This is a genomic window from Streptomyces sp. 351MFTsu5.1 (assembly GCF_000383655.1).
In the GTDB taxonomy this organism is placed as follows: Bacteria; Actinomycetota; Actinomycetes; order Streptomycetales; family Streptomycetaceae; genus Streptomyces; species Streptomyces griseorubiginosus.
Genome location: NZ_KB911792.1, coordinates 1 through 18,283, shown reverse-complemented (window position 1 = coordinate 18,283; position 18,283 = coordinate 1). Strand labels below are relative to the sequence as shown.

General features: G+C 71.3%; 18 protein-coding genes and 3 pseudogenes. 10 read left to right on the top strand and 11 right to left on the bottom strand.

Annotated features, from left to right (window positions below):
* Positions 1-124: 124 nt before the first annotated feature.
* On the bottom strand, positions 125-355 hold the full coding sequence (locus H295_RS43795) for a hypothetical protein (RefSeq protein WP_020139473.1): 231 nt from the start codon (positions 353-355) through the stop codon (positions 125-127).
* A gap of 186 nt (positions 356-541) precedes the next feature.
* Here H295_RS43795 and H295_RS0132215 point away from each other — a divergent pair, with 186 nt between their 5' ends.
* On the top strand, positions 542-1,180 hold the full coding sequence (locus H295_RS0132215) for a phosphoribosyltransferase family protein (protein WP_020139472.1): 639 nt from the start codon (positions 542-544) through the stop codon (positions 1,178-1,180).
* 347 nt (positions 1,181-1,527) lie between these two features.
* On the opposite strand, the gene H295_RS43790 is transcribed toward H295_RS0132215, so the two are convergent.
* Positions 1,528-2,235, bottom strand: a complete 708-nt coding sequence (locus H295_RS43790) for a GerMN domain-containing protein (RefSeq protein WP_020139471.1) — start codon at positions 2,233-2,235, stop codon at positions 1,528-1,530.
* Positions 2,236-2,326: 91 nt separating this feature from the next.
* Here H295_RS43790 and H295_RS48120 point away from each other — a divergent pair, with 91 nt between their 5' ends.
* Entirely contained in the window at positions 2,327-2,509 is a 183-nt protein-coding gene (locus tag H295_RS48120) for a hypothetical protein (RefSeq protein ID WP_234021720.1), read from the top strand.
* Positions 2,510-2,882: 373 nt separating this feature from the next.
* Positions 2,883-3,776: a universal stress protein gene (locus H295_RS0132205; RefSeq protein ID WP_028809946.1), complete on the top strand. Its 894-nt coding sequence runs from the start codon at positions 2,883-2,885 to the stop codon at positions 3,774-3,776.
* A 355-nt stretch (positions 3,777-4,131) separates the two neighbouring features.
* On the opposite strand, the gene H295_RS0132200 is transcribed toward H295_RS0132205, so the two are convergent.
* Entirely contained in the window at positions 4,132-6,501 is a 2,370-nt protein-coding gene (locus H295_RS0132200; protein WP_020139468.1) for a glycoside hydrolase family 65 protein, read from the bottom strand.
* A 48-nt stretch (positions 6,502-6,549) separates the two neighbouring features.
* Positions 6,550-7,425 carry a universal stress protein gene (locus tag H295_RS0132195; protein ID WP_020139467.1) on the bottom strand — a complete coding sequence of 292 codons (876 nt, stop codon included), beginning with the start codon at positions 7,423-7,425 and terminating at the stop codon, positions 6,550-6,552.
* A 311-nt stretch (positions 7,426-7,736) separates the two neighbouring features.
* On the opposite strand from H295_RS0132195, the gene H295_RS0132190 reads away from it, so the two are divergent.
* Both H295_RS0132190 and H295_RS0132185 read left to right on the top strand, forming a co-directional pair.
* Positions 7,737-8,327, top strand: coding sequence for a hypothetical protein (locus H295_RS0132190; RefSeq protein WP_234021719.1), 591 nt, complete (start codon positions 7,737-7,739; stop codon positions 8,325-8,327).
* A gap of 50 nt (positions 8,328-8,377) precedes the next feature.
* Positions 8,378-8,809: a universal stress protein gene (locus tag H295_RS0132185; RefSeq protein WP_043218299.1), complete on the top strand. Its 432-nt coding sequence runs from the start codon at positions 8,378-8,380 to the stop codon at positions 8,807-8,809.
* A 45-nt stretch (positions 8,810-8,854) separates the two neighbouring features.
* On the opposite strand, the gene H295_RS0132180 is transcribed toward H295_RS0132185, so the two are convergent.
* On the bottom strand, positions 8,855-9,187 hold the full coding sequence (locus H295_RS0132180) for a MazF family transcriptional regulator (protein WP_020139464.1): 333 nt from the start codon (positions 9,185-9,187) through the stop codon (positions 8,855-8,857).
* A gap of 266 nt (positions 9,188-9,453) precedes the next feature.
* Positions 9,454-10,779, bottom strand: coding sequence for a M1 family metallopeptidase (locus H295_RS0132175; protein ID WP_020139463.1), 1,326 nt, complete (start codon positions 10,777-10,779; stop codon positions 9,454-9,456).
* Positions 10,780-10,965: 186 nt separating this feature from the next.
* Between H295_RS0132175 and H295_RS0132170 the strand changes: the two genes are divergently transcribed.
* A complete protein-coding gene (locus H295_RS0132170; protein WP_020139462.1) occupies positions 10,966-11,220 on the top strand; it encodes a hypothetical protein in 255 nt (84 codons plus the stop codon).
* 393 nt (positions 11,221-11,613) lie between these two features.
* On the opposite strand, the gene H295_RS0132165 is transcribed toward H295_RS0132170, so the two are convergent.
* The 5 genes and pseudogenes from H295_RS0132165 to H295_RS0132145 all read right to left on the bottom strand — a co-directional run bounded on the left by H295_RS0132165 (position 11,614) and on the right by H295_RS0132145 (position 15,542).
* Positions 11,614-12,489 (bottom strand): universal stress protein, encoded by an 876-nt coding sequence (locus tag H295_RS0132165; RefSeq protein WP_020139461.1) that lies wholly within the window; start codon positions 12,487-12,489, stop codon positions 11,614-11,616.
* Between the two features lie 85 nt (positions 12,490-12,574).
* Positions 12,575-13,480: a universal stress protein gene (locus H295_RS0132160; protein ID WP_020139460.1), complete on the bottom strand. Its 906-nt coding sequence runs from the start codon at positions 13,478-13,480 to the stop codon at positions 12,575-12,577.
* A 166-nt stretch (positions 13,481-13,646) separates the two neighbouring features.
* Positions 13,647-14,008: pseudogene (locus tag H295_RS45870) on the bottom strand (hypothetical protein).
* Positions 14,009-14,662: 654 nt separating this feature from the next.
* Positions 14,663-15,270: pseudogene (locus H295_RS43785) on the bottom strand (4Fe-4S cluster-binding domain-containing protein).
* 83 nt (positions 15,271-15,353) lie between these two features.
* Complete coding sequence (locus tag H295_RS0132145) at positions 15,354-15,542, bottom strand: hypothetical protein (protein WP_051135643.1); 189 nt, start codon at positions 15,540-15,542, stop codon at positions 15,354-15,356.
* Between the two features lie 194 nt (positions 15,543-15,736).
* Here H295_RS0132145 and H295_RS0132140 point away from each other — a divergent pair, with 194 nt between their 5' ends.
* The 4 genes and pseudogenes from H295_RS0132140 to H295_RS43775 form a co-directional block, all read left to right on the top strand.
* Positions 15,737-16,201: a cyclic nucleotide-binding domain-containing protein gene (locus H295_RS0132140; protein ID WP_028809941.1), complete on the top strand. Its 465-nt coding sequence runs from the start codon at positions 15,737-15,739 to the stop codon at positions 16,199-16,201.
* A gap of 15 nt (positions 16,202-16,216) precedes the next feature.
* Entirely contained in the window at positions 16,217-16,903 is a 687-nt protein-coding gene (locus H295_RS0132135; RefSeq protein WP_020139456.1) for a CBS domain-containing protein, read from the top strand.
* A 216-nt stretch (positions 16,904-17,119) separates the two neighbouring features.
* Positions 17,120-17,596 (top strand): annotated as a pseudogene (locus tag H295_RS43780) (transcriptional regulator); the annotation flags it as partial.
* A 474-nt stretch (positions 17,597-18,070) separates the two neighbouring features.
* Positions 18,071-18,283, top strand: a 213-nt coding sequence (locus H295_RS43775) for a PAS domain-containing protein (protein WP_043218297.1), incomplete at its 3' end; no start/stop codon positions are given.

Sequence of the window (18,283 nt, the reverse complement as noted above, 5' to 3'; positions counted from 1 at the left end):
TTCGCCCTCAGGCTGGGGTGAGAAGCCGGTACACCGGGTTTCCTTCGCCGCGGTGATCGGCACGGGGCCGCCGAAGAGCGGGCGCAGGAGCCCGCGCGGAACACGGCGTGGCCCCGGCGGCCCGCTACGGGCGCCGGGACATCAGGATGTCGTGGGCCAGGTTTGCGCCATGGGCCGCACGGCCGCCGCCACCCGCTTGGCCCGGTGTACGCTCCAGTCCCTCCACCAGCGCCTGAACAGCCAGGGTGAGGGTGTCCACGCGCTCCTCCAGGGCTCGCACCCGTCGCTCCAGTGGCTCCGGGGTCCGACCGGAGCGGGCGGCCCCGCTCTCCACTGACTCGTCGATGTGCGGCATGTCTGCCTCCCGGTGCTGCGGCGGCGCGAGCGGCCCAGCGCTTGTCGGGCGCCGGAATCCGCCCCTGCCCTACCAGTGTCCTGGCGCTCCGGGCGGGGCGGGAGGGCCGAAGGGACCAGGACAGGGGGCGATCGGCCCTGCCATCCCTCGTGGTCCGACCGCGGCGTCCCTCCAGGGAGGCGACCGATGCGATTCGACGACCGCCGGGCGGCCGGGCGGCAGTTGGCCTGGCGCCTGGAGTCCCTGCGGGACCGGGATCCGGTGGTGCTCGGCCTGCCCCGAGGCGGGGTGCCGGTGGCCTACGAGGTGGCCGGCGCGCTGGACGCGCCACTGGACGTGCTCGTGGTGCGCAAACTGGGGGTGCCCCGGTCGCCGGAGCTCGGCTTCGGCGCGCTCGGGGAGAACGGCGTCCGCGTCCTCAACGACGACGTGCTCGAAGAGACCGGGGTCGGTCTCGCGGAACAGGCGGTCGTGGAAGCTGCCGAGCGGACCGAACTGGAACGGCGCGTCAGCCGCTGTCGACACGGACGAGACCCTGTGGCGCTGACCGGTCGGACGGTCGTGATCGTCGACGACGGACTGGCCACCGGCGCCACCGCCGAGGCGGCCTGCCGGGTCGTACGAGGCCGGGGCGCCGCCCGCATCGTGCTCGCCGTGCCCGTCGGCACGACTGCCGTCGTCGCGCGCCTGCGAAGGCTCGCCGACGAGGTGGTCCGTCGGCAGGCCCTGCCCTTCCTCGGCACGGTCGGTGCCTGGTGCCACGACCGCGTCACCCCACCGGCCACCCGCCATTTCGCGCCCCCTGTCCGAGCGGTGAGCACCTGACGCGTTGAGGTCCGAACTCGTCGACACCGCGCAAGCGACAGCTCCGACCGCGGCGAGACAGCAGCACATCGCACACCTTTACGCATGGGGCCGGGCAGACCTGAAACAGGTCCGTCAGGCTCTCCCCCGCGACCAGGCCGACCAGCATGGTGGACTGTGCACCCGCCACACGACCGACGGTCCGGAACATCACCTCCGTCCGGTGGGCGAACGGCGCCGGGTCCTGCCACCGCGGGACGGCAACTGGCAGGCACGCCCGTCGACGGGGTCCGGCGCCGCGGACATCCGTCGTCGACATCGCACACCCGCCGTCGCCCGGCGGCGCCGGCGCCCGTCGTGGAGCTGTGTCACCGCGTGACCGTCACAGGCACCGTGTCCTCTGTCACCACGTGTCCGTCCTCCAGCGAGTTCCAGTACGCGGTGAGCAGGCCGGCCCCCGAGCGGATCGCCCGGTAGGGGATCGTCACGTCGAAGGTGCCCCGGGTTCCGCTTCCGGAGGTCGCCGTGGCGTAGACGTCGGCCGCGGTGTGGCCGGCGGCGTCGGTGATCTTCAGGCGGAAGGTGGCCTCGAAGGTGTTGGCGCTGCCCCAGACCCGGACCGGCGTGCGGAGGGTGTCACCGACCAGCGGGGACTCGACGAGGACGAGAGGCGCAAGGTCCTCGAAGTCGGCGCGGCCCACCGGCCCGTTGAGGACGATGCCCTCTCCCCCGAAGGCTGTCACCGGCTTGCCGTCCATCTCGAAACGCACCTTCTCGATGGCCGGGAAGCGCGTGGCGGTGAACACGACCTGGGCGAGCCGGGCCCTCATGGACAGGCTGCCACCGCCGTCGTCGTAACGGACGGACAGGTCCACCGTGGCCACGTGACGGCGCACCACGATCGAGTGGAGCACCGTACCCGAGGGGATGGCCGTGGTACGCCGCCGGCCGCGTTCGTAGCGGCTCGGCCCTGCCAGGAGGGCACGCAGCGCGCCCGCCGCGGTGGCGGGCGGGGTCACCGTGCGGGGGGCGGGCGAGATCTTCTCCCCGTGCAGGAAGTAGACGGACGCCCGCACCTGGCCCTGGGGGCCGCGCGGCGGGGAGGGTGGCGCCGGCGATGTGGAAGTCCCGGGCGTGCCAGGGCCGTTGGGGCCGGACGGTGTCCCGGTGCCGCCAGTACCTCCGGTGCTCGGCATTCCTGGCGTGCTCGATGTTCCTGGCGTGCTCGGCGTGGTCGCAGAGCTCGGCCGTCCGGTGCCGGGTGAGGTGCCCCCGGCGCCGGTGCCGCTGCCGCACGCGCTCGCCGCCGGCGCCACGAGCAGGGCTGTCATGGCGATGATCACGGGCTGACGCAGCCAAGGGGACGTTCGCGGGGTGGGTTTGGTGGTAGGCATGGCGTGCTCCTCCGACGCCTCCAGCCAACTCCTCGCACGTGGGTTCTCCAAGTGCCGTACGGGTCAGGGCACATGGGCCGTACGGCACTCGTCGCGGCAGTGACACTCCGACTGACTCGGGATCAGGTGCACGCGCCGGCCGGGGGGCAGTGGCCGGGTCTTCGCCACCCGGGCAAAAGCGGACGGCAGTGACGGCCGGCCGAAAGGGCCGTTCGGCATCGGGCCTTGGACGTACCGGCCCCTGACGGCCGTGCCACCCGGCGCCGACGCTGGAGTGGCAGCGGTCCGCACAGGAACGTGCGGGCCGCCGGTCAGAGGAGGTGTTGACCGTGTTGCGGCCAGTTGTAGTCGGGTGGGACGGTTCGAGCAGGAGCATCGCCGCCGCCGACTGGGCGGCCGGGGAAGCCTTGAGGCGCGGCCTGTCCCTCCAGGTGGTGCAGGCTTGGGAGGGCGTGACGTCGCCCTGCGACAGGGACCGACCGGAGCTCAACGCACCGCGCTGTCTGGCACGGCACGCGCTGACCGCGGCCGCCGCCCGGCTCCGCGCGACCTACCCGAACCTCTCCGTGAGCACCCGGCATGTCGCCGGCTCCGCCACCGACGTCCTGATCGCCGTCGGTGCCGAGGCCGAGCTGCTGGTGCTGGGCAGTCGCGCGGTCAGCGGAGTCGGCGGGTTCATCGCGGGTTCAGTGACTCAGGTCGTCGTGGGTCACGTGGCGAGGCCCGTCGTACTCGTGCGTGACCGTGGGACTTCGGAGGACCAGCATCTCCCGGATGAAGAGGGACGGCCGTCGACGCACACGGCCTGCCGTGACGTCGTCGTCGGCGTCGATCCGGGGCACGCGAGTGAGGAGTTGCTCGCGTTCGCCTTCGAGAGCGCGGCGCTGCGCGGCGCGCCACTGCGGGTGGTCCACACATGGCGTCCGCCGTATGTGCAGGCCGCCGCCGTGGCCAGGGCGCGCAGAGCGGTGGCGGCGTCGGCCGCGCGGTCGCTGGCCGCGGCCGTCGCACCGTGGCGGGAGAAGTTCCCGGCCGTGGAGGTGCACGAGCTGGTGCTGGAGGGCCGGGCCTCGCAGGCCCTGCCGACTGCCGCGCAGGAGGCGGGACTGCTGGTCGTCGGACGCCGGATCCGCACCGGCCGTCCCGGCGCGCACACCGGGTCCGTCGCACACGCGGCGATCCATCACGCTCGTTGCCCGGTTGTCGTGGTGGCGCACGAGTGAGCAGTTCGACACGAGTGGATGCGAGACCTGGCCCGGCCCCCTTCCTGAGCGCCACTCGAGAAGTCGGGCCTGAGTGCCAGTCGAGAATTCGTGCGGAAGGCGGGTCGGCGCGCGTGTACCCGCGCACCGGCCTACGACCGACGGCCCACGTGCGGTCGCAGCCCCTCCCGGAGCCGCCTCCCTGGCGCGGACGCCGCTCTCTGCGGTGCGGAGAGGGCCCCGCGCAGGGCCTTGGCCGGCGTCCCCGCCCGATTCCAGGATCGCCTCCTGACGTCCCGTGCGGCACAGCCGAACGGCTCCCCATGAGGGCCGCCGGGGGTCTTGCGCCTCGGCGGCGCGACGGTACGGCGGTCGGTCAGTCCTCCAGGATCAGCCGCACGCTCTCCCCTGGCTCCACGACGACCGCCCGGTCCGGCAGCCGGATGTCGATCGGGTCCGCGTCGGACGACGGGACCAGGACGTCGAGGCGTCCGCGCTCCAGCCGCAGCTGTACGCCCCAGTGTTCCTGGTAGCGCAGCGAGAAGCCGTACGACGACAGTTCGGGCAGCGGTACCGGGTCGAGCCACAGTGCGCCTGCACGGGTCTGGAGGCCGGTCAGTCCGCGCTGGACGAGATCGAGGGTGCCCGCCATGGCGCCCAGATGAATGCCCTCCGCGGTGGTGCCCCCCTGGAGGTCGGCGATGTCGCCGCGCAGAGCCTCCTGGCAGTAGGTCCAGGCGTCCGCGCGCCGGGCTCGCGCCAGGACCCAGCCGTGCACCAGACCACTGAGTGTGGAGCCGTGGCTGGTGCGGCGCAGGTAGTGGTCGACCGTGCGCCGCCAGGTCTCGTCGTCCAGCCGATGGCCCAGGCGGGCGAGGATTTCCTTGAGTTCGGCCGGCGCGAAGAGGTACCCGAGCATCAGGACGTCGGCCTGCTTGGACGCCTGGTAGCGGTTGACGGAGTCGCCCTCGGCCTCCAAAATCCGGTCCAGACGGCGGATGTCGTCGTAGCGCTTGCGGTAGCCGTCCCAGTCGAGTTCGGCGAGGTCGCCGTAGCCCTCGAACTGGCTGATGACTCCCTGGTGGAAGGGCACGTGCAGGGTGCGCGAGACGTCCTCCCACTGTTCGAGTTCGCCCCCGTCCAGGCCGGTGCGCTCCACGAGTTCGCGGCGGCGCGGTGCGGGCAGGGTGTCCAGCAACTCCAGAGCGCGGGTGAGCACCCACGCGGCGGTGACGTTGGTGTACGCGTTGTCGTCGAGGCCGGGCTCAGAGGCGCCCGGGTAGGCCTCGTGGTACTCGTCGGGGCCGACGACACCCCGGATGCGGTGGCGTCCCAGACTCTCGTCCCAGGAGGCCGAGTCTGCCCAGAAGCGGGCGATCTGGAGCAGCATCTCGGCGCCCTTGGTATGCAGGAACTCCAGGTCGCCGCTGGCCTCCCAGTATCGCCAGACGTTGTACGCGATCGCCGAACCGACGTGGTGCTGGAGCCGGGAGTGGTCGGGCAGCCATCGTCCTGAGCGGGGGTTGAGGTGCAGCTCCTGGGTCTCCTCGCGGCCGTCACTCGCGCTCTGCCACGGGTACAGGGCACCGCGTCGGCCGATCGCGCGGGCGGCGGCACAGGCCCGGTCCAGGCGCCGGTGGCGATAGCGCAGCAGGGCCCGTGACACCTCGGGGAAGTGCAGGTTCAGGTACGGCAGCACGAACAGCTCGTCCCAGAAGACGTGTCCTCGGTACGCCTCCCCGTGCAGGCCCCGGGCCGGGACTCCGACATCGAGGTCCGCGGTGTGCGGGGAGAGAGTCATGAGGACATGGAAGAGGTGCAGGCGCAGGATGCGGCCGGCCTCTCCGGGGACGTCGAGTTCGGCCCGCTGCCACAGTTGGTCCCACGCCGTCAGGTGGGAATCCAGGAGTTCGTCGAATCCTGGCGCGGCTCCCACGCGGTCGAGGGCGGCCTGAAGCGGGTCGCTGATCGCGGGGTCGCGAGAGGTGTGCACGGCGATGATCTTGTCGACGGTGACGGTGCGTCCCGGACTCAACGAAACACGGGTACGCAGGACGGCCCGCGCGGGTTCGTGCGGGTCCGTCGGCGGCGCGTCGGCGGTCAGACGCGCCGCCATCGCGACGCGGATGTCGGAGGTGACCGTCCGGCACCGCAGCCACATCGTGTCGGGGGCGGTGGTGCCCGTGCGCACGTGGGTCAGATGACGGCTCTCCAGGTCCCGGTAGCGCGGCACCCCCGCGTTGGTGACGGTCCCGTCCAGTGCGGCCTCCACCTCCAGTTCGCCGATGAAGCCTTCGGCGGTGAACTCGGTGCGCAGGGCCGCGAGATGGGGGTCGGCCATGTGCACCAGTCGCAGTTGACGGACCGCCAGCGCCTTGCCGGACCCCAGCCCGTACCGCGAGCGGCGTTCCAGTGAACCGCAGGCCAGGTGCAGGACATACCGGTGGTCGAGCAGCGGAGCGGTGTCCGGCGTGAGCCACTCCCCTCCGGGAAGGCGGAAACGCAGCGGCAGCCAGTTCGGGAGGTTGACCATGTCCTCGTTCTCGACCCGGCGTCCCGCCACCTGCGAGGTCAGGCGGTCGTAGCAGCCGGCCGCGTAGGTGCCGGGGTAGTGCACGTCGTCCGCCGAACATTCCGGCAGCGCGCCACGGGTGGCGAGATAGCCGTTGCCGAGCGTGCACAACGTCTCCCGCAGGCGCTGTTCGGCGGGCTCGTAGCCGTCGTACTCCCATGTCCAGGACGTCACCTCGGCGATCCCCCTTCAGCGACCTCGTCAGTGGACCCTGCACCACGTTCACACGGGTTGCGGAACGACCGCCACCGGGCAGTCCGCGTGATGCAGCAGGGTGTGGCTCACCCGGCCGAGCTGCAGCCCGAAGTGGCCGGAACGGCGTCGCGTGCCCACGACCACCAGGTCGGCGGCTGCCGAGCGGTTCACGAGGACGGTGCGGGCCGGGCCTTCGACGGTGGTACGACGTACCCGGACGTCCGGGTACTCCGCCATGGCGTCGCGCAGTGCCTCGTCGAGCTGGGCCGACGCGTGTTCCTCGTACTGGTGCCCCTGCTGCGCGGCGAGAACGGGAGGGACGGTGTTCTCCTGGGCGGGGCAGCGCCAGGCGCGGACGGCGTCGAGGGTGCACCCCCGTACCGCGGCCTCGCGGAAGGCAAAGCGCACGGCCTCGCCGCCCGCCGCCGGTTCGCCCACGCCGAGCAGGATCCGCTCATGGGTGCCGTCCAGGGCGGCCGACGCGCCACGGACCACGATGACGGGGCAGTGCGCGCGGGCCGCCACGGCCAGACCCACCGAACCCAGGAGGAGTCCCTTCAGCTGACCGCGGCCCCGTGATCCGGTCACCAGGGCGAAGGCGTTGTTGCCCTCGCGCAGCAGGGCGTCCACCGCCTCGGCCCGGAGGATGTCGGTGGTCACCTTGAGGTCCCGGTCATGCCGAGCGGCACGGTCCGCGGCCGAGGCGACGATGTGTTCGGCCCGCAGGCGCTCGGACGGGTGAGCCAGGGCGGTCGACGGCAGGGCTCCCTCGTAGCGCTCCCACAGGCAGGCGTACACCAGCCGCAGCGGCAGACCATGGCGTACGGCCTCATCGGCTGCCCAGTCCACGGCGGGCAAGCAGGCGTCCGATCCGTCGACGCCCACGATCAGGGGCAGTGTCATCTTCCTCACCGCCTTCGGTCACAGCCGGGTCTCCCCTTCTACCGTCGCATTCTTGGGCGGGCGGTACGAGGGGCCGGTGTCCCTGTGGTAGGGACTTTCGGCCCCATCGGCGGTCTGTCGGGCTTGTCGCGCCGCCCACCGGACGGGCAGCCCTGTTCGCGACGAAGGATCCTGCACCCCCATTCCCACGTCTCTCACGCCGTCATGGGCTGAACGACCCTCTTTTGGCCGTGAACCAGCCCCGAGCGGCCCTGCGCCGCCGTCTCCTCGGCCCATGTCGGCGAGTGCAAGGGACTGCCACCGTCGGAAGTGTGACGACTCAAGGTGGTGCGCGGTCGCTGAGGACGCTGGGGTGGCGCTGGCGGAGCAACCCGTTGCGACGCCCGGGCGACATCCTCGAGGCCTGGATCGTGCTGACGGTCTGGGTGGTCGTCGCGGTGGGTGGCACGATCACCGGTCTGGTGACGGCCCACACAGTCGACGAGGTGTTCGCACAACAGCGCGCAGAGCGGCGCCCCGTCCACGCCGTTCTGCTCAGCGACGCGTCGAAACGCACATCGACGGTCCGCGCGTCGAGCGACAAGGCTCTGGGGCAGGTGCGCTGGACGGCCCCCGACGGGTCAACGCGCACCGGCCACACCTTGGTCACCGCCGGGCTGAGCGTCGGAACCGACCTCGTCGTGTGGCAGGACGGCCACGGAAGGCTGGTCACGGAGCCCCCGGACCCCACCAAGGCCGGCGCCGAGGCAGGCGTCCTCGGTGCCCTCGCCGGACTCGCGTTCACAGGCGCCGTCCACGCCGCCGGGGGCGTCGCACGCAGGCGGCTGGACCAGCGGCGCATCGACGCGTGGGGCCGAGAGTGGGAGCTGGTGGGCCCGCAATGGAGTCAACGGACCGGATGAGGCGCGCCCTGCGCACTCCGGTCGTCCCACACAACCCGAAGGGACACCGCATGAGGAACTCTCCGAATGGCATCACCGAGATCGTGCTCGGTCTGGACGCCCGCAACCCCGCCGAGGGCCCGCTGCGTTTCGCGTTCGACTGCGCCCAGCTGCGGGGCGTACGTCTGCGTGTCGTGCATGCCTGGCGGTTCCCCTCCTGCGCGGCCGAACTCCCCTTCGGGGTACCGGAGGAGGACCGCGCCGCCTGGGAGGACCACGAAGTGCAGCTGCTGTCCGACGCACTGCGGCCGTGGCGCGAGAAGCATCCCGAGGTCCACGTGCTGGAGGACGTGAGACTGCTCCCTCCCGCCGATGCCCTGGTCCGGCAGTCCTCCGACGCGAGCCTCGTGGTCATGGGCCGTCACCACGACGGTGAGCTGGGCACGGTGGCATCCGAAGTCCTGCGGGACGGCCCGGGACCCGTCACCGTGGTGCCCGCCTAGTACTCCCACCTGCGACAAGCTCGTCGGCGCCCGTCTCTTGCCCGCTCACCCCAGTCCGCAGAGGCGGAGGGCATCCTCGATCTCCCCGAGCTTCACGGAGGACAGCACGCCTGCCCGCTCGACCAGGTCGTCCCGGGACACGACAGTCAGCCATGTGCAAGGGGTGAAGCCCGGACGCGGGAGAGCGAACCGCAGCACACCTTCGAAGGGCAGTCCTTCCGTGGCGCCGACGGCCACTTCGATGCCCAGACCGCGGATGTCGACGCCCGCCGGAGCGACGACCTGCATCGCCCGGAGCCCGGACGCCTCGCCTCCCGGCAGCAGCACGACCGGCCGTCGCTCATCGAACTGGACCCACCAGACTTCGCCGTGGTGCATGTGTCCTCTCAACAGGATCTACGGTGCGTGAAAACTGAGGATCGTGCGGTGGCCGCACGCCGCAGCGTAGAACGTACCCGGGTGACAGCAGACATTCGAGGGCCCGATGCAGCGGATCGCGGGCAAGCTGGACTCCGGTGCCGGTGCGTACACGGGAGACGTCGTCGGCGTCCCTGGTGTGCGGCCTCCGCGTCAGCCCCCGCCGACCACCCCGCGGTCCTGCGCGCCGCCGACGGGGTGGGCCCGTCCGCGAGCGGAGTACGACGTCAGCGGATGCGGTGCTTCCGCCAGAAGGGGCTGAGGTCCCTGTGGGTCATCGACTGTGCGGCCTTCTTGAAGTCGACGGTGGTGGAGACGCCGTACCAGTGGTCGTGGGCGTACTTCTTGATGAGGCGCGCCATGGTGGCGGCCCCGAGGACGTGCTCCAGGTCGGCCAGGACGCAGGGGCCGATGCCGTACACGACCTGGAAGTACTCGCCACGGTGTGCAGACCAATAGGCCATCGAGTTGGTGAGAGCGGCGGTGGTGCTCGGCCAGGAGTCGTCCGGCGAGCACTCGAACCCCTCCCAGCGGTAGTAGCGGGCGTTGGCGTACTGAGCGAAACTCTCGTCCAGCCAGGGTGAGTTGTACTCGTCGTTGCCCACGACGCCGTACCACCACTGGTGGGCGATCTCGTGGACAGTGGCGCTGCCCTCCTCCTCGGTGCCGAGGAGGACCAGGCCGGGGTACTCCATGCCGCCGGCGAAACCGGGGGTCATCACGAGGTCTATCTCGCCGTACGGATAGCGGCCGAACTCCCTGCCGAACCGGTCGATGGCGGCGACGCCGTCCTTGCGGTTGAGGCGGACACCGGCGGCGGGCGTGTTCGGCGACCAGTACGACTTCACGCGCACGCCGTCGGGCGAGGTCTGGGTCGCGGTGCGGAACGGCCCCGCCGCCCATGCGAAGTCCCGCACCCGCTTGGCGACGCTGTGGGTGACCGTACGCCCGGCACCGCCGGGGCGGGTCCATGTGCTGCCGGTCGCCGGGACCTTGAGGGCGGACGGGTGGTCGAGGCGCACCCGGAAGTCGCTCGCCAGGGTGTAGAAGCTCTCGCCGTACGACACATACGGATCGAGGTGCCACCCCCTCGCGTCGTGCACGGCGAGGACCGGCAGCGCGTTGCCCAGGAAGCGGAACGCGCCTTCACGGCCGAAGCGGTTGTTGCGTGCGGGCACGGTAAGGGCCACGTCGAAGGAGACGGCCGTCCGCTCACCGCGTGCGAGCGGCCTCGGCAGAGCGATGCGAAGGGCCGTGCACCTCACGCCGGGGCGGCCCGGAGTGCCGCCGCGCACGTGGGAGACGCGGACGGGGGACGGTCTTCCGGATGTCCCGCAGCCGTCCTCGCCATTGCCCCACAGGCGTATGTACACCTCACGCAGGGGCCGGCTGGAGGCGTTGCGGAAGGACACCGTCTGCCGACCTGCCCAATGGGAGCCGTCGGAGTCGGCGCGCAGCTTCACGTCGTAGCCGGGGCGGTCGGGCGTCGCGGGTTCGGCCGCTCTCACCGCGGCGCCGGGCGGCGGGCCGGACGGCGTACCGGCCTCGGCCACGGTGGACCCTGCTGTCGCGAGCAGCGCAAGCAGGGCGACCAGCAGACGGCGACCGGTTCTCGAGGAGCGCGTGGGCGACGAAGGCAGCGAAGACAACGAAGGCATGGCAGACGACATGCCAGCGGATCTTGTCACAGGGTTCCCCACGGCCGACACAGGCGCACGCGAAGAGGGGAGCCCCCTTCCATGAGGCCTGGCCACGTCTTCCCGACCATCACCATCACCGGCACCCTCGAGCTCCCCGCGACCGACCTCGCCTACCTGCCGTACAAGGGACACCTTCAGAGGTCGAGTGGGGATGCCGTGGCGGCGCTCGGCACCCGGCGGTGCGCCACGGCCAACGCCGAGGCGCTCTCGGCCAACGCACTGGTCCGCCGGCTGTCCAGCCGCAGTCGCAGCACCAGGGGTGATCCAGAAGGCTGGCCGGCAATGTTGTGCTGAGCATCGCTGACGGGCCACACGGTCGCCGCCCACGCCAACGGCAGTACGCCGGCACGCCGCAAGCCGCGTGCCACGGCATCCTCGCGCCGACTGTCCTGGGCAGTGCGGGCCAAGTCGTCGGCGAGCCGGCCGGGAGGGGGAAGGGCGGAGCGGGCCGTGCCCAGGCCGTCGGCCGGCGCGACCATCATGCCGCTGGAGCACCGGCTGCACGCCCCGGTACTGCCGTGCGGAAAGGGGTGACATCCCTTCACATCAGGTGCGTAATCGCGCAAGGCGATCTTGTCGCGGTGCACATCAGACGTGACGTTCACGCCTCATCCGAGGGCTTTCTCGTCCGCCGCGCGGACCTGCGTACCGGACCGCGCGGCGGTCTCCGAGCGCCGGTGACTGCGGTCAATGCTGCTCGGGCACGACGACGACCGGGCAGGCGGACTGGTGCAGCACCCCGTGGGCGATCCTGCCCAGTTGGAGCCCGAAGTGCCCTTGGCGGCGCTTGGCGCCGACGACCAGGAGATCGGCGTCGTGCGAGGCGCCCACGAGCACGGTCCGGGTGCGACCCTCGACCGTGTGCCGATGCGTCTCGACGCCGGCCGGGAGGTCCTGGAGGGCCTTGTCCAGGGTTTCGACCGCCTGTTGTGCGTGCAGCCGGGCGGGCTCCCCCGCCAGCAGCGGGTGATCGGTGGTCTCGTGGGCCGGGCACCGCCAGGCCCGTATCGCCTCCAGCGGCACTCCGCGGCGTCGGGCCTCCTCGAAGGCGAACATCACGGTCGCCCTCTCCCCCACTCCCACGACCACACGACCGTGTCGCCCGGACCGGGCCTGGTTGTCGTGGTTCCCGCGCACGACGATCACCGGGCAGTGCGCGTGCCCGGCGACCGCCAGGCTCACGGAACCCAGCAGTGCCTCGGCCAGGCCGCTGCGGCCGCGGGTGCCCGTGACCAGCAAGGTGGCGCTGCGGCTCTCCCGGATCAGTGCGTACTCGGGTTCCTCCGGCACCACGTCCACAGCCGTAGTCAGGTCCGGGTGGCGGCTGCGGGCGCGGCGTGCGGCGGCTTCGACGATGTCTTCGGCCGACACCTCCGCCGGCGGCTTGCCCAGGTCCGTGGCGAGCGCGTCGCCCTCGTACCGCTCCCACAGCGACGCGTACACCAGCCGCAATGGCAGTCCGCGCTGGACAGCTTCGTCCGAGGCCCAGTCCACGGCACGCAGACTGGCCTCCGAGCCGTCGACCCCGACCACGACCGGAAGTTCCTTGGGTATCGCGTTCATCGCCCTGCTCCTCTCTCGAAGGCGATCCGTGCCAGGACCGGGCCGCGCAGCACCTCGTCGATCGACTCGTCGACCGCGTTTCTCCTCACGGATGCGGGACCACCGCGACAGGGGCGACGGAGTGGTGCAGGACCGCGTGTGTGACGGTTCCGATGTGGGAGCCGAAAGGGCTGCGGCGGATCCGGCGCCCCACAACGACCAGGGAGGCATCGCGGGAGGCATCGGCGAGGTGGTTGCCGGCGGTGCCGTAGGAGGACTCCTCGGTGACCTCGACGTCCGGATGCTTCTCGCGCCACGGGCGCAGCAGTTCGGTCAGGGCGACGGACTCGCGGCCGGCGAGCGCGTCGTGGAGTTCGAGGTCCGCGGTGAGGCCGTAGGCGTAGTACGGGGGCGGGTTCCAGCCGTGGACGACCCGCAGCGACGTGGAGCGGCGGGCCGCCGCCGCGAAGGCGAACTCAATCAGCTCCTCACCCGGGCTCTCGATGTCGAGGCCGACCACGACGGGGCGGAACGGGCTCGCGGAGGGCGGGGTACCGGTCGGGGCCGGCTCGTGCTCATCGGGGGCTTGCTGATCGGCGCGCACCAGGACGACGGGCCGTTCGGCGTGCGCCACGACGGACAGCCCGACCGAGCCCACCAGGAAGCCTCCGAGGCCGCTCAGCCCGCGAGAGCCGAGGACCAGCACTTCGGCGTTCTTCGCAACGTTCGTCAGCATTTCGGCGGGCCGCCCGGACACCTGCTCTGTGCTCACGTCGAGACCCGGATGGCGTAGCCGGATGCCCTCGGCCGCTTCACGGGGCACACGCTCGGTCCAGTGCTGCTGCGTCTCGGCGCCGAGGAGCGGCGCCTGTGCCATGGGATCCGGTACCGGCTCCCAGACCTGGACCAGCTTGAGCGGCAATCCGAGCAACTGTGCCTCGTGGGCCGCCCACTCGGCCGCGGCTCGGCTCTCACGCGAGCCGTCCAGACCGACGGTGACGGTGCGGGTCATGTCCTCCACCTCCTGATCGGGGGTCCCGATGCGAGCGTCGTCTTCGGATGAGGCCACTGGCAGGGGCCGCTAGTCCCTGCCAGTGGCCGACCGGCCCCCCTCCATGCCGGTCCATTCGGCGCGGCGGACCCGCTTCCCCTTGTGGGGCCCGCCGCGCCTCCCGCGGTCAGCGCAGCCAGCGGTTGCGGCCGACGAACGGGAGCCTGGCCCTGAGCCTGCCAAGGCCGAGGGCGTCCCCGGCGCAGGCGAGGGCGATCAGGGCGACGGCGCAGACGACGTGGTGGTCGACGCAGGGGTTCGTCGACCTGCTCCGCGAGCCGTCGACCCATGCATCGCCGGCCCAGGAGTGGAAGGTGGCCTCCATCGGCCCGGCGACCACCGAGCCGAGGAAGCCCACGCGAAGGCGTAGACCCCTGAGGTGTGCGCGAGGGGCTCTGGCGACTCGGCGGAGGCAGAGGCACTCCGGTTCCCGCAGAAGGGCGGCGGGTGGATGCCCGAACCCCGGATCGGGTGCTCGTGGACAGCCATGGCGGTGATCCCTTCGGGGGGCTTCGATCCGTGCTTGACGTCCTCCACTCTCCCGGCGTGCGATCGGGGCCGCCGGATGCCGAAGGTCTGTGTCGACTGGGCTGAACGGCCCTATCCGAAGGGCAGGTTGGGATCGGCGTCGGATCGGCGTCGCGCGGAGCTCTCGCCCGCGAGCGCACGATGGATCATGGGCGGACGAAGGAATGGGCTCACGGAACACGAGGCGGACAATCCCGGGTGGCACGGCCTGGTGCCCGCGGGCCTTCCGGGCCGGCGTCGCCCCGTGCCCCGAGCCGTGACGCTCCTGGGCCACCGGCGCGCCTGCCGGCAGAGGGCCGACCGCGGTCACCGGGGCCTCGTCTCCGGTGCCACGGGGCATGGCGTACGCGGGTGCCGGCGGCCTGCCACCGTGGCAGCACGACTTGTGCGGCTGGGCTTTCCCTCGCGGACCCGCTTTCGCGGCCGACTTCCCCCTGGCTCACCGGGGTCGACACGACCGGCGCGGCGTTCGTTCCCCACCCGCCATCCGCTACGGCGCACCGGTCGCCGTCCCCCAGCAGGTGGCCCAGCTGCTGAGCCGGTGGCCGGGTCGGAGGCGGAACGCGTCGGCCGCGGGAAATGGATGATCTTGAGAAGCCGGGCTCTCCCACCTCTTCAGTGAGCCAGCAGGCCGTACGTACGGAACGCTTCCCGTACCCGATCGACCGACTCCCGCGTCGGGCTCGGAGTGTCGTGCAGCGGGAACGGGACGCCGAGGGCCTCGTTCTTCGAGGCACCGAGCTTGTGGAACGGCAGGATGTCCACCCGATCGACGCAGCCGAGCTCCGCGAGGAATTCGGCAAGCCCTGCGACGCCTTCCGGGTCGTCCGTCCAACCCGGCACCAGGACGTAGCGGATCCACATCGCAACGCCGAGCCGGTTCAGACGGGTGGCGAAGTTCAAGGTGGGCGCCAGCTCGCCGCCGGTCAGGCGACGATAGGCCGGGACGTCGAAGGACTTGATGTCCAGGAGCACCAGGTCGGTGTCGGCCAGCAGCCGGTGAAGGTGTGTTGCAGCAACGGCTCACCGCCGGTGACGGTCACGCCGCCGCCCGACGCGGTGACGAACGCCCGGTACTTCTCGATCTTTGCCATCACCTCGTCGACGCTCGTCTCCTTGCCGTCACGCATGTGCCAGGTGTCAGGGTTGGCGCAGTACAGGCAGCGCAGCGGGCAGCCGGACACGAAGAGGACGAACCGGGTCCCGGGGCCCGGCGAACCCACGCCAGGCCCCGTCCATCTGCACGCCTGTTGTCACGGTGGCGGTCATCGCCCTTCCTTTCTCGTTCTGCGCGTCGACGCAGGACTCAGTGGTGCGCCAGGTGCCGTTCGAACCGGTCAGCGGTCGCGCTCCTGTGGCTGGTGGACCGCCGGTGCCGCAGCATCCGCACGATCAGCGCGTCGAGCAGGGCGCTCGTCATCACGGTCGCGGCGGCGAAGATCACCAGCAGCACGGCGAACAGCCTCCAGAAGTCGCTGGTCAATGAGGTACCCACAGAGCTCACCCCCTCCGTCGGGCGGGTCGTCTCACCTCTTGATGCAACAGCGGTGGCGGCGGTGCCGCAGGGTGCCGAAGGTCGTCACGGCACAGCCGAGTGGTCCATCCGATGGACCGAGTGGCCCATGCGTCGACACCGTCGGCGGGCACAGGCTGGTAGTGGCAGGTCCCACCCCCGTCAGGAGACACGCCATGATCCCCACTTCCACTCCCAGCATGCTGCGTGCCCTGCCTCCCGAGCACCAGGAGCGTCTGATGCGCGTCGCCCGCGAGGTGTCCTTTCCCGAAGGGGCACGACTGTTCGAGGAGGGTGACCGGGCCGACCGGTTCTGGATCATCCGTACGGGCACCGTCGAACTCGACATGCGTGTGCCCGGGCGCCGGGCGGCCGTCATCGAGACTTTGCGGCACAACGAACTCGTCGGGTGGTCGTGGCTGTTCGCGCCGCACATCTGTCACCTGGGCGCCGAGGCCACGACGCCGGTACGGGCGTACGAGTTCGACGCCACGGCCGTCCGTCTGATGTGCCAGGAGGATTCGGCTCTGGGGAGGGCCGTGGCCCAGTGGGTCGGTGACGTCCTGGCCCACCGCCTTCGCTCCGCCCGGACCCGACTTCTGGACCTCTACGCCCCTTACGGCTCCGGCAACCGCATCTGAACGCGAGGAGTGATCATGCACGGCAGCCCGCACATCGTCAGCGACGTCATGACCCGCACCGTCGCCTCCCTCGACCGCGAGGCCCCCTTCAAAGAGATCGTGCGGCTGATGCAGGCGCGGAAGGTGAGTGCCCTGCCCGTCGTCGAGGGCGAGGGCACGGTCGTCGGCATCGTCTCCGAGGCTGATCTGCTGCCCAAGGAGGAGTTCCGCGACAACGACCCCGACCGGTACACCCAGCTGCGCCGCCTGGCCGACCTGGCCAAGGCCGGGGCGGTCACCGCGGCAGAGCTGATGACCTCCCCGGCCCTCACCGTCCGCCCGGACGCGACCCTCGCCCAGGCCGCCCGCACCATGGCCCACGCCAGGGTCAAGCGGCTGCCGGTGGTCGACGAGCTGGGCACGCTGGAGGGCATCGTGAGCAGGGCCGACCTTCTCAAGGTGTTCCTGCGCGACGACGAGGAGATCGCCGAGGAAGTCCGTCGCGAAGTGATCGCCTACCTGTTCCCGGCGCCTTCGTCGGCGATCCGCGTCGAGGTGCACGACGGAGCCGTCAAGCTCGTCGGACGAGTCCGCGACACGTCTCTGATCCCCGTGGCCGCCCGCCTGGTGCGCGCCGTCGAGGGCGTGGTGGACGTGGGCTTCGAACCGGGGGAGCAGGAGACCGCGGGCGCCTCCAACGACGTGAGGCCCTCACTGCCCTGATCTCCGCCAGACCGGAGGCTCGGAATCTGCCTTCAGCGGTCTGGGAAGTCCCTGGTCCGCGAGGATGCCAAGCCATCCAACGGCGCATCTGCAGAGGCCGGCTGTGTCGAAGTCCGCGCTGTGTTCGGCTCGTTTTGGTTGGTTGGTATGAGCGTGGTGAATGATGTCCTGCAGCCAAGTGTCGCGGGCGGGCCGCGGAGGTGTAGGCGCCGGATGGACACCCCTGCGGAGATCGTCACCGAGCTCGGCGAGACCCTGCGGCAGACGCCCCTGGCCGTCGCACTCACCGGTGACCTGACCGCCTACGAGGGGCCGGCCCGCAGCCTCGGCTACCGCTGGTTCACCGACCCCGCGACCCGGGCACTCTACGCCCCCGACGACCCTCCATTCCTGACCCGCATGTTCGCCTCAGGCCTGCGCGGGCGCCGGTCCCGCGCGGCTCAGCTCGCCGAACTGCTGCTGGCCCAGAGCGAGGAGTTCCGGCAGGCGTGGCAGGCCCACGAGGTCGGCATCCGCCCCCGCGAGACCAAGCGCTTCATCCACCCCGAAGTCGGAGAGATGGAGCTGGCCTGCCAGACACTTGTGGACCCGGAGCAGTCGCATCTACTGCTCGTCCACACCGCCGCCCCCGGCAGCGAGAGCTACGAACGGCTGCGTTTGCTGTCCGTCATCGGACCGCAAACGACCCCCTGAGCGTCAGCACGGACAAAACGCAGGCACAGGGGTTGCCGGCTCGAAGCCGCCGACGCCTCGGCACGGTTGCGCCCAAGCCGAGGAGCGCGGGACGACGGCGGTCCGGCCGGGTTCCGGCGAGAGCCTCCAGCCGTTCCCTACGAGCGCACCGACGTCCGTGAAGCGAGCTCGACGGGGAGCCGGAGCAGGTCCGGGTCCACCAGCAGGACGTCCTGTACCCGGTGCTGCGACCAGCCGCCTCAACCGATGGGCGCGACACCCGGGCGACCCACACGTGCGGATGGCCGCTCCGGCAGAAAGTGACAGGACGGACGCCGCCACGGAACGGTCACCACGCTCGTCGTGTGCGGACAAGTTCGAGCAGTGGGGGGCACTACACGACTTGTCGCGGCGCAACGGCGCCGTTTGCGTTGGGATGACCTGTCTGGAGTTGGGATGACCTGTCTCAGATTGAGCCTGTGGGCGAGGACGCGAATGAACGATCTGATCGAAACAGCCCCACCCCATCCCGCCTCGACGGTGGCAGTCGGCAGCTGCCGGTGCGGCGCCCAAGTCCCCGCCGGCGTCACGGGCGCCGCGGAGGAGAGGTTCAGGGGGCTGCTGGAAGCGGCACCGGACGCCATGGTCATCGTCGACGACACCGGCACCATCCGCCTCGTCAACGCCCAGACCGAAGCCCTCTTCGGC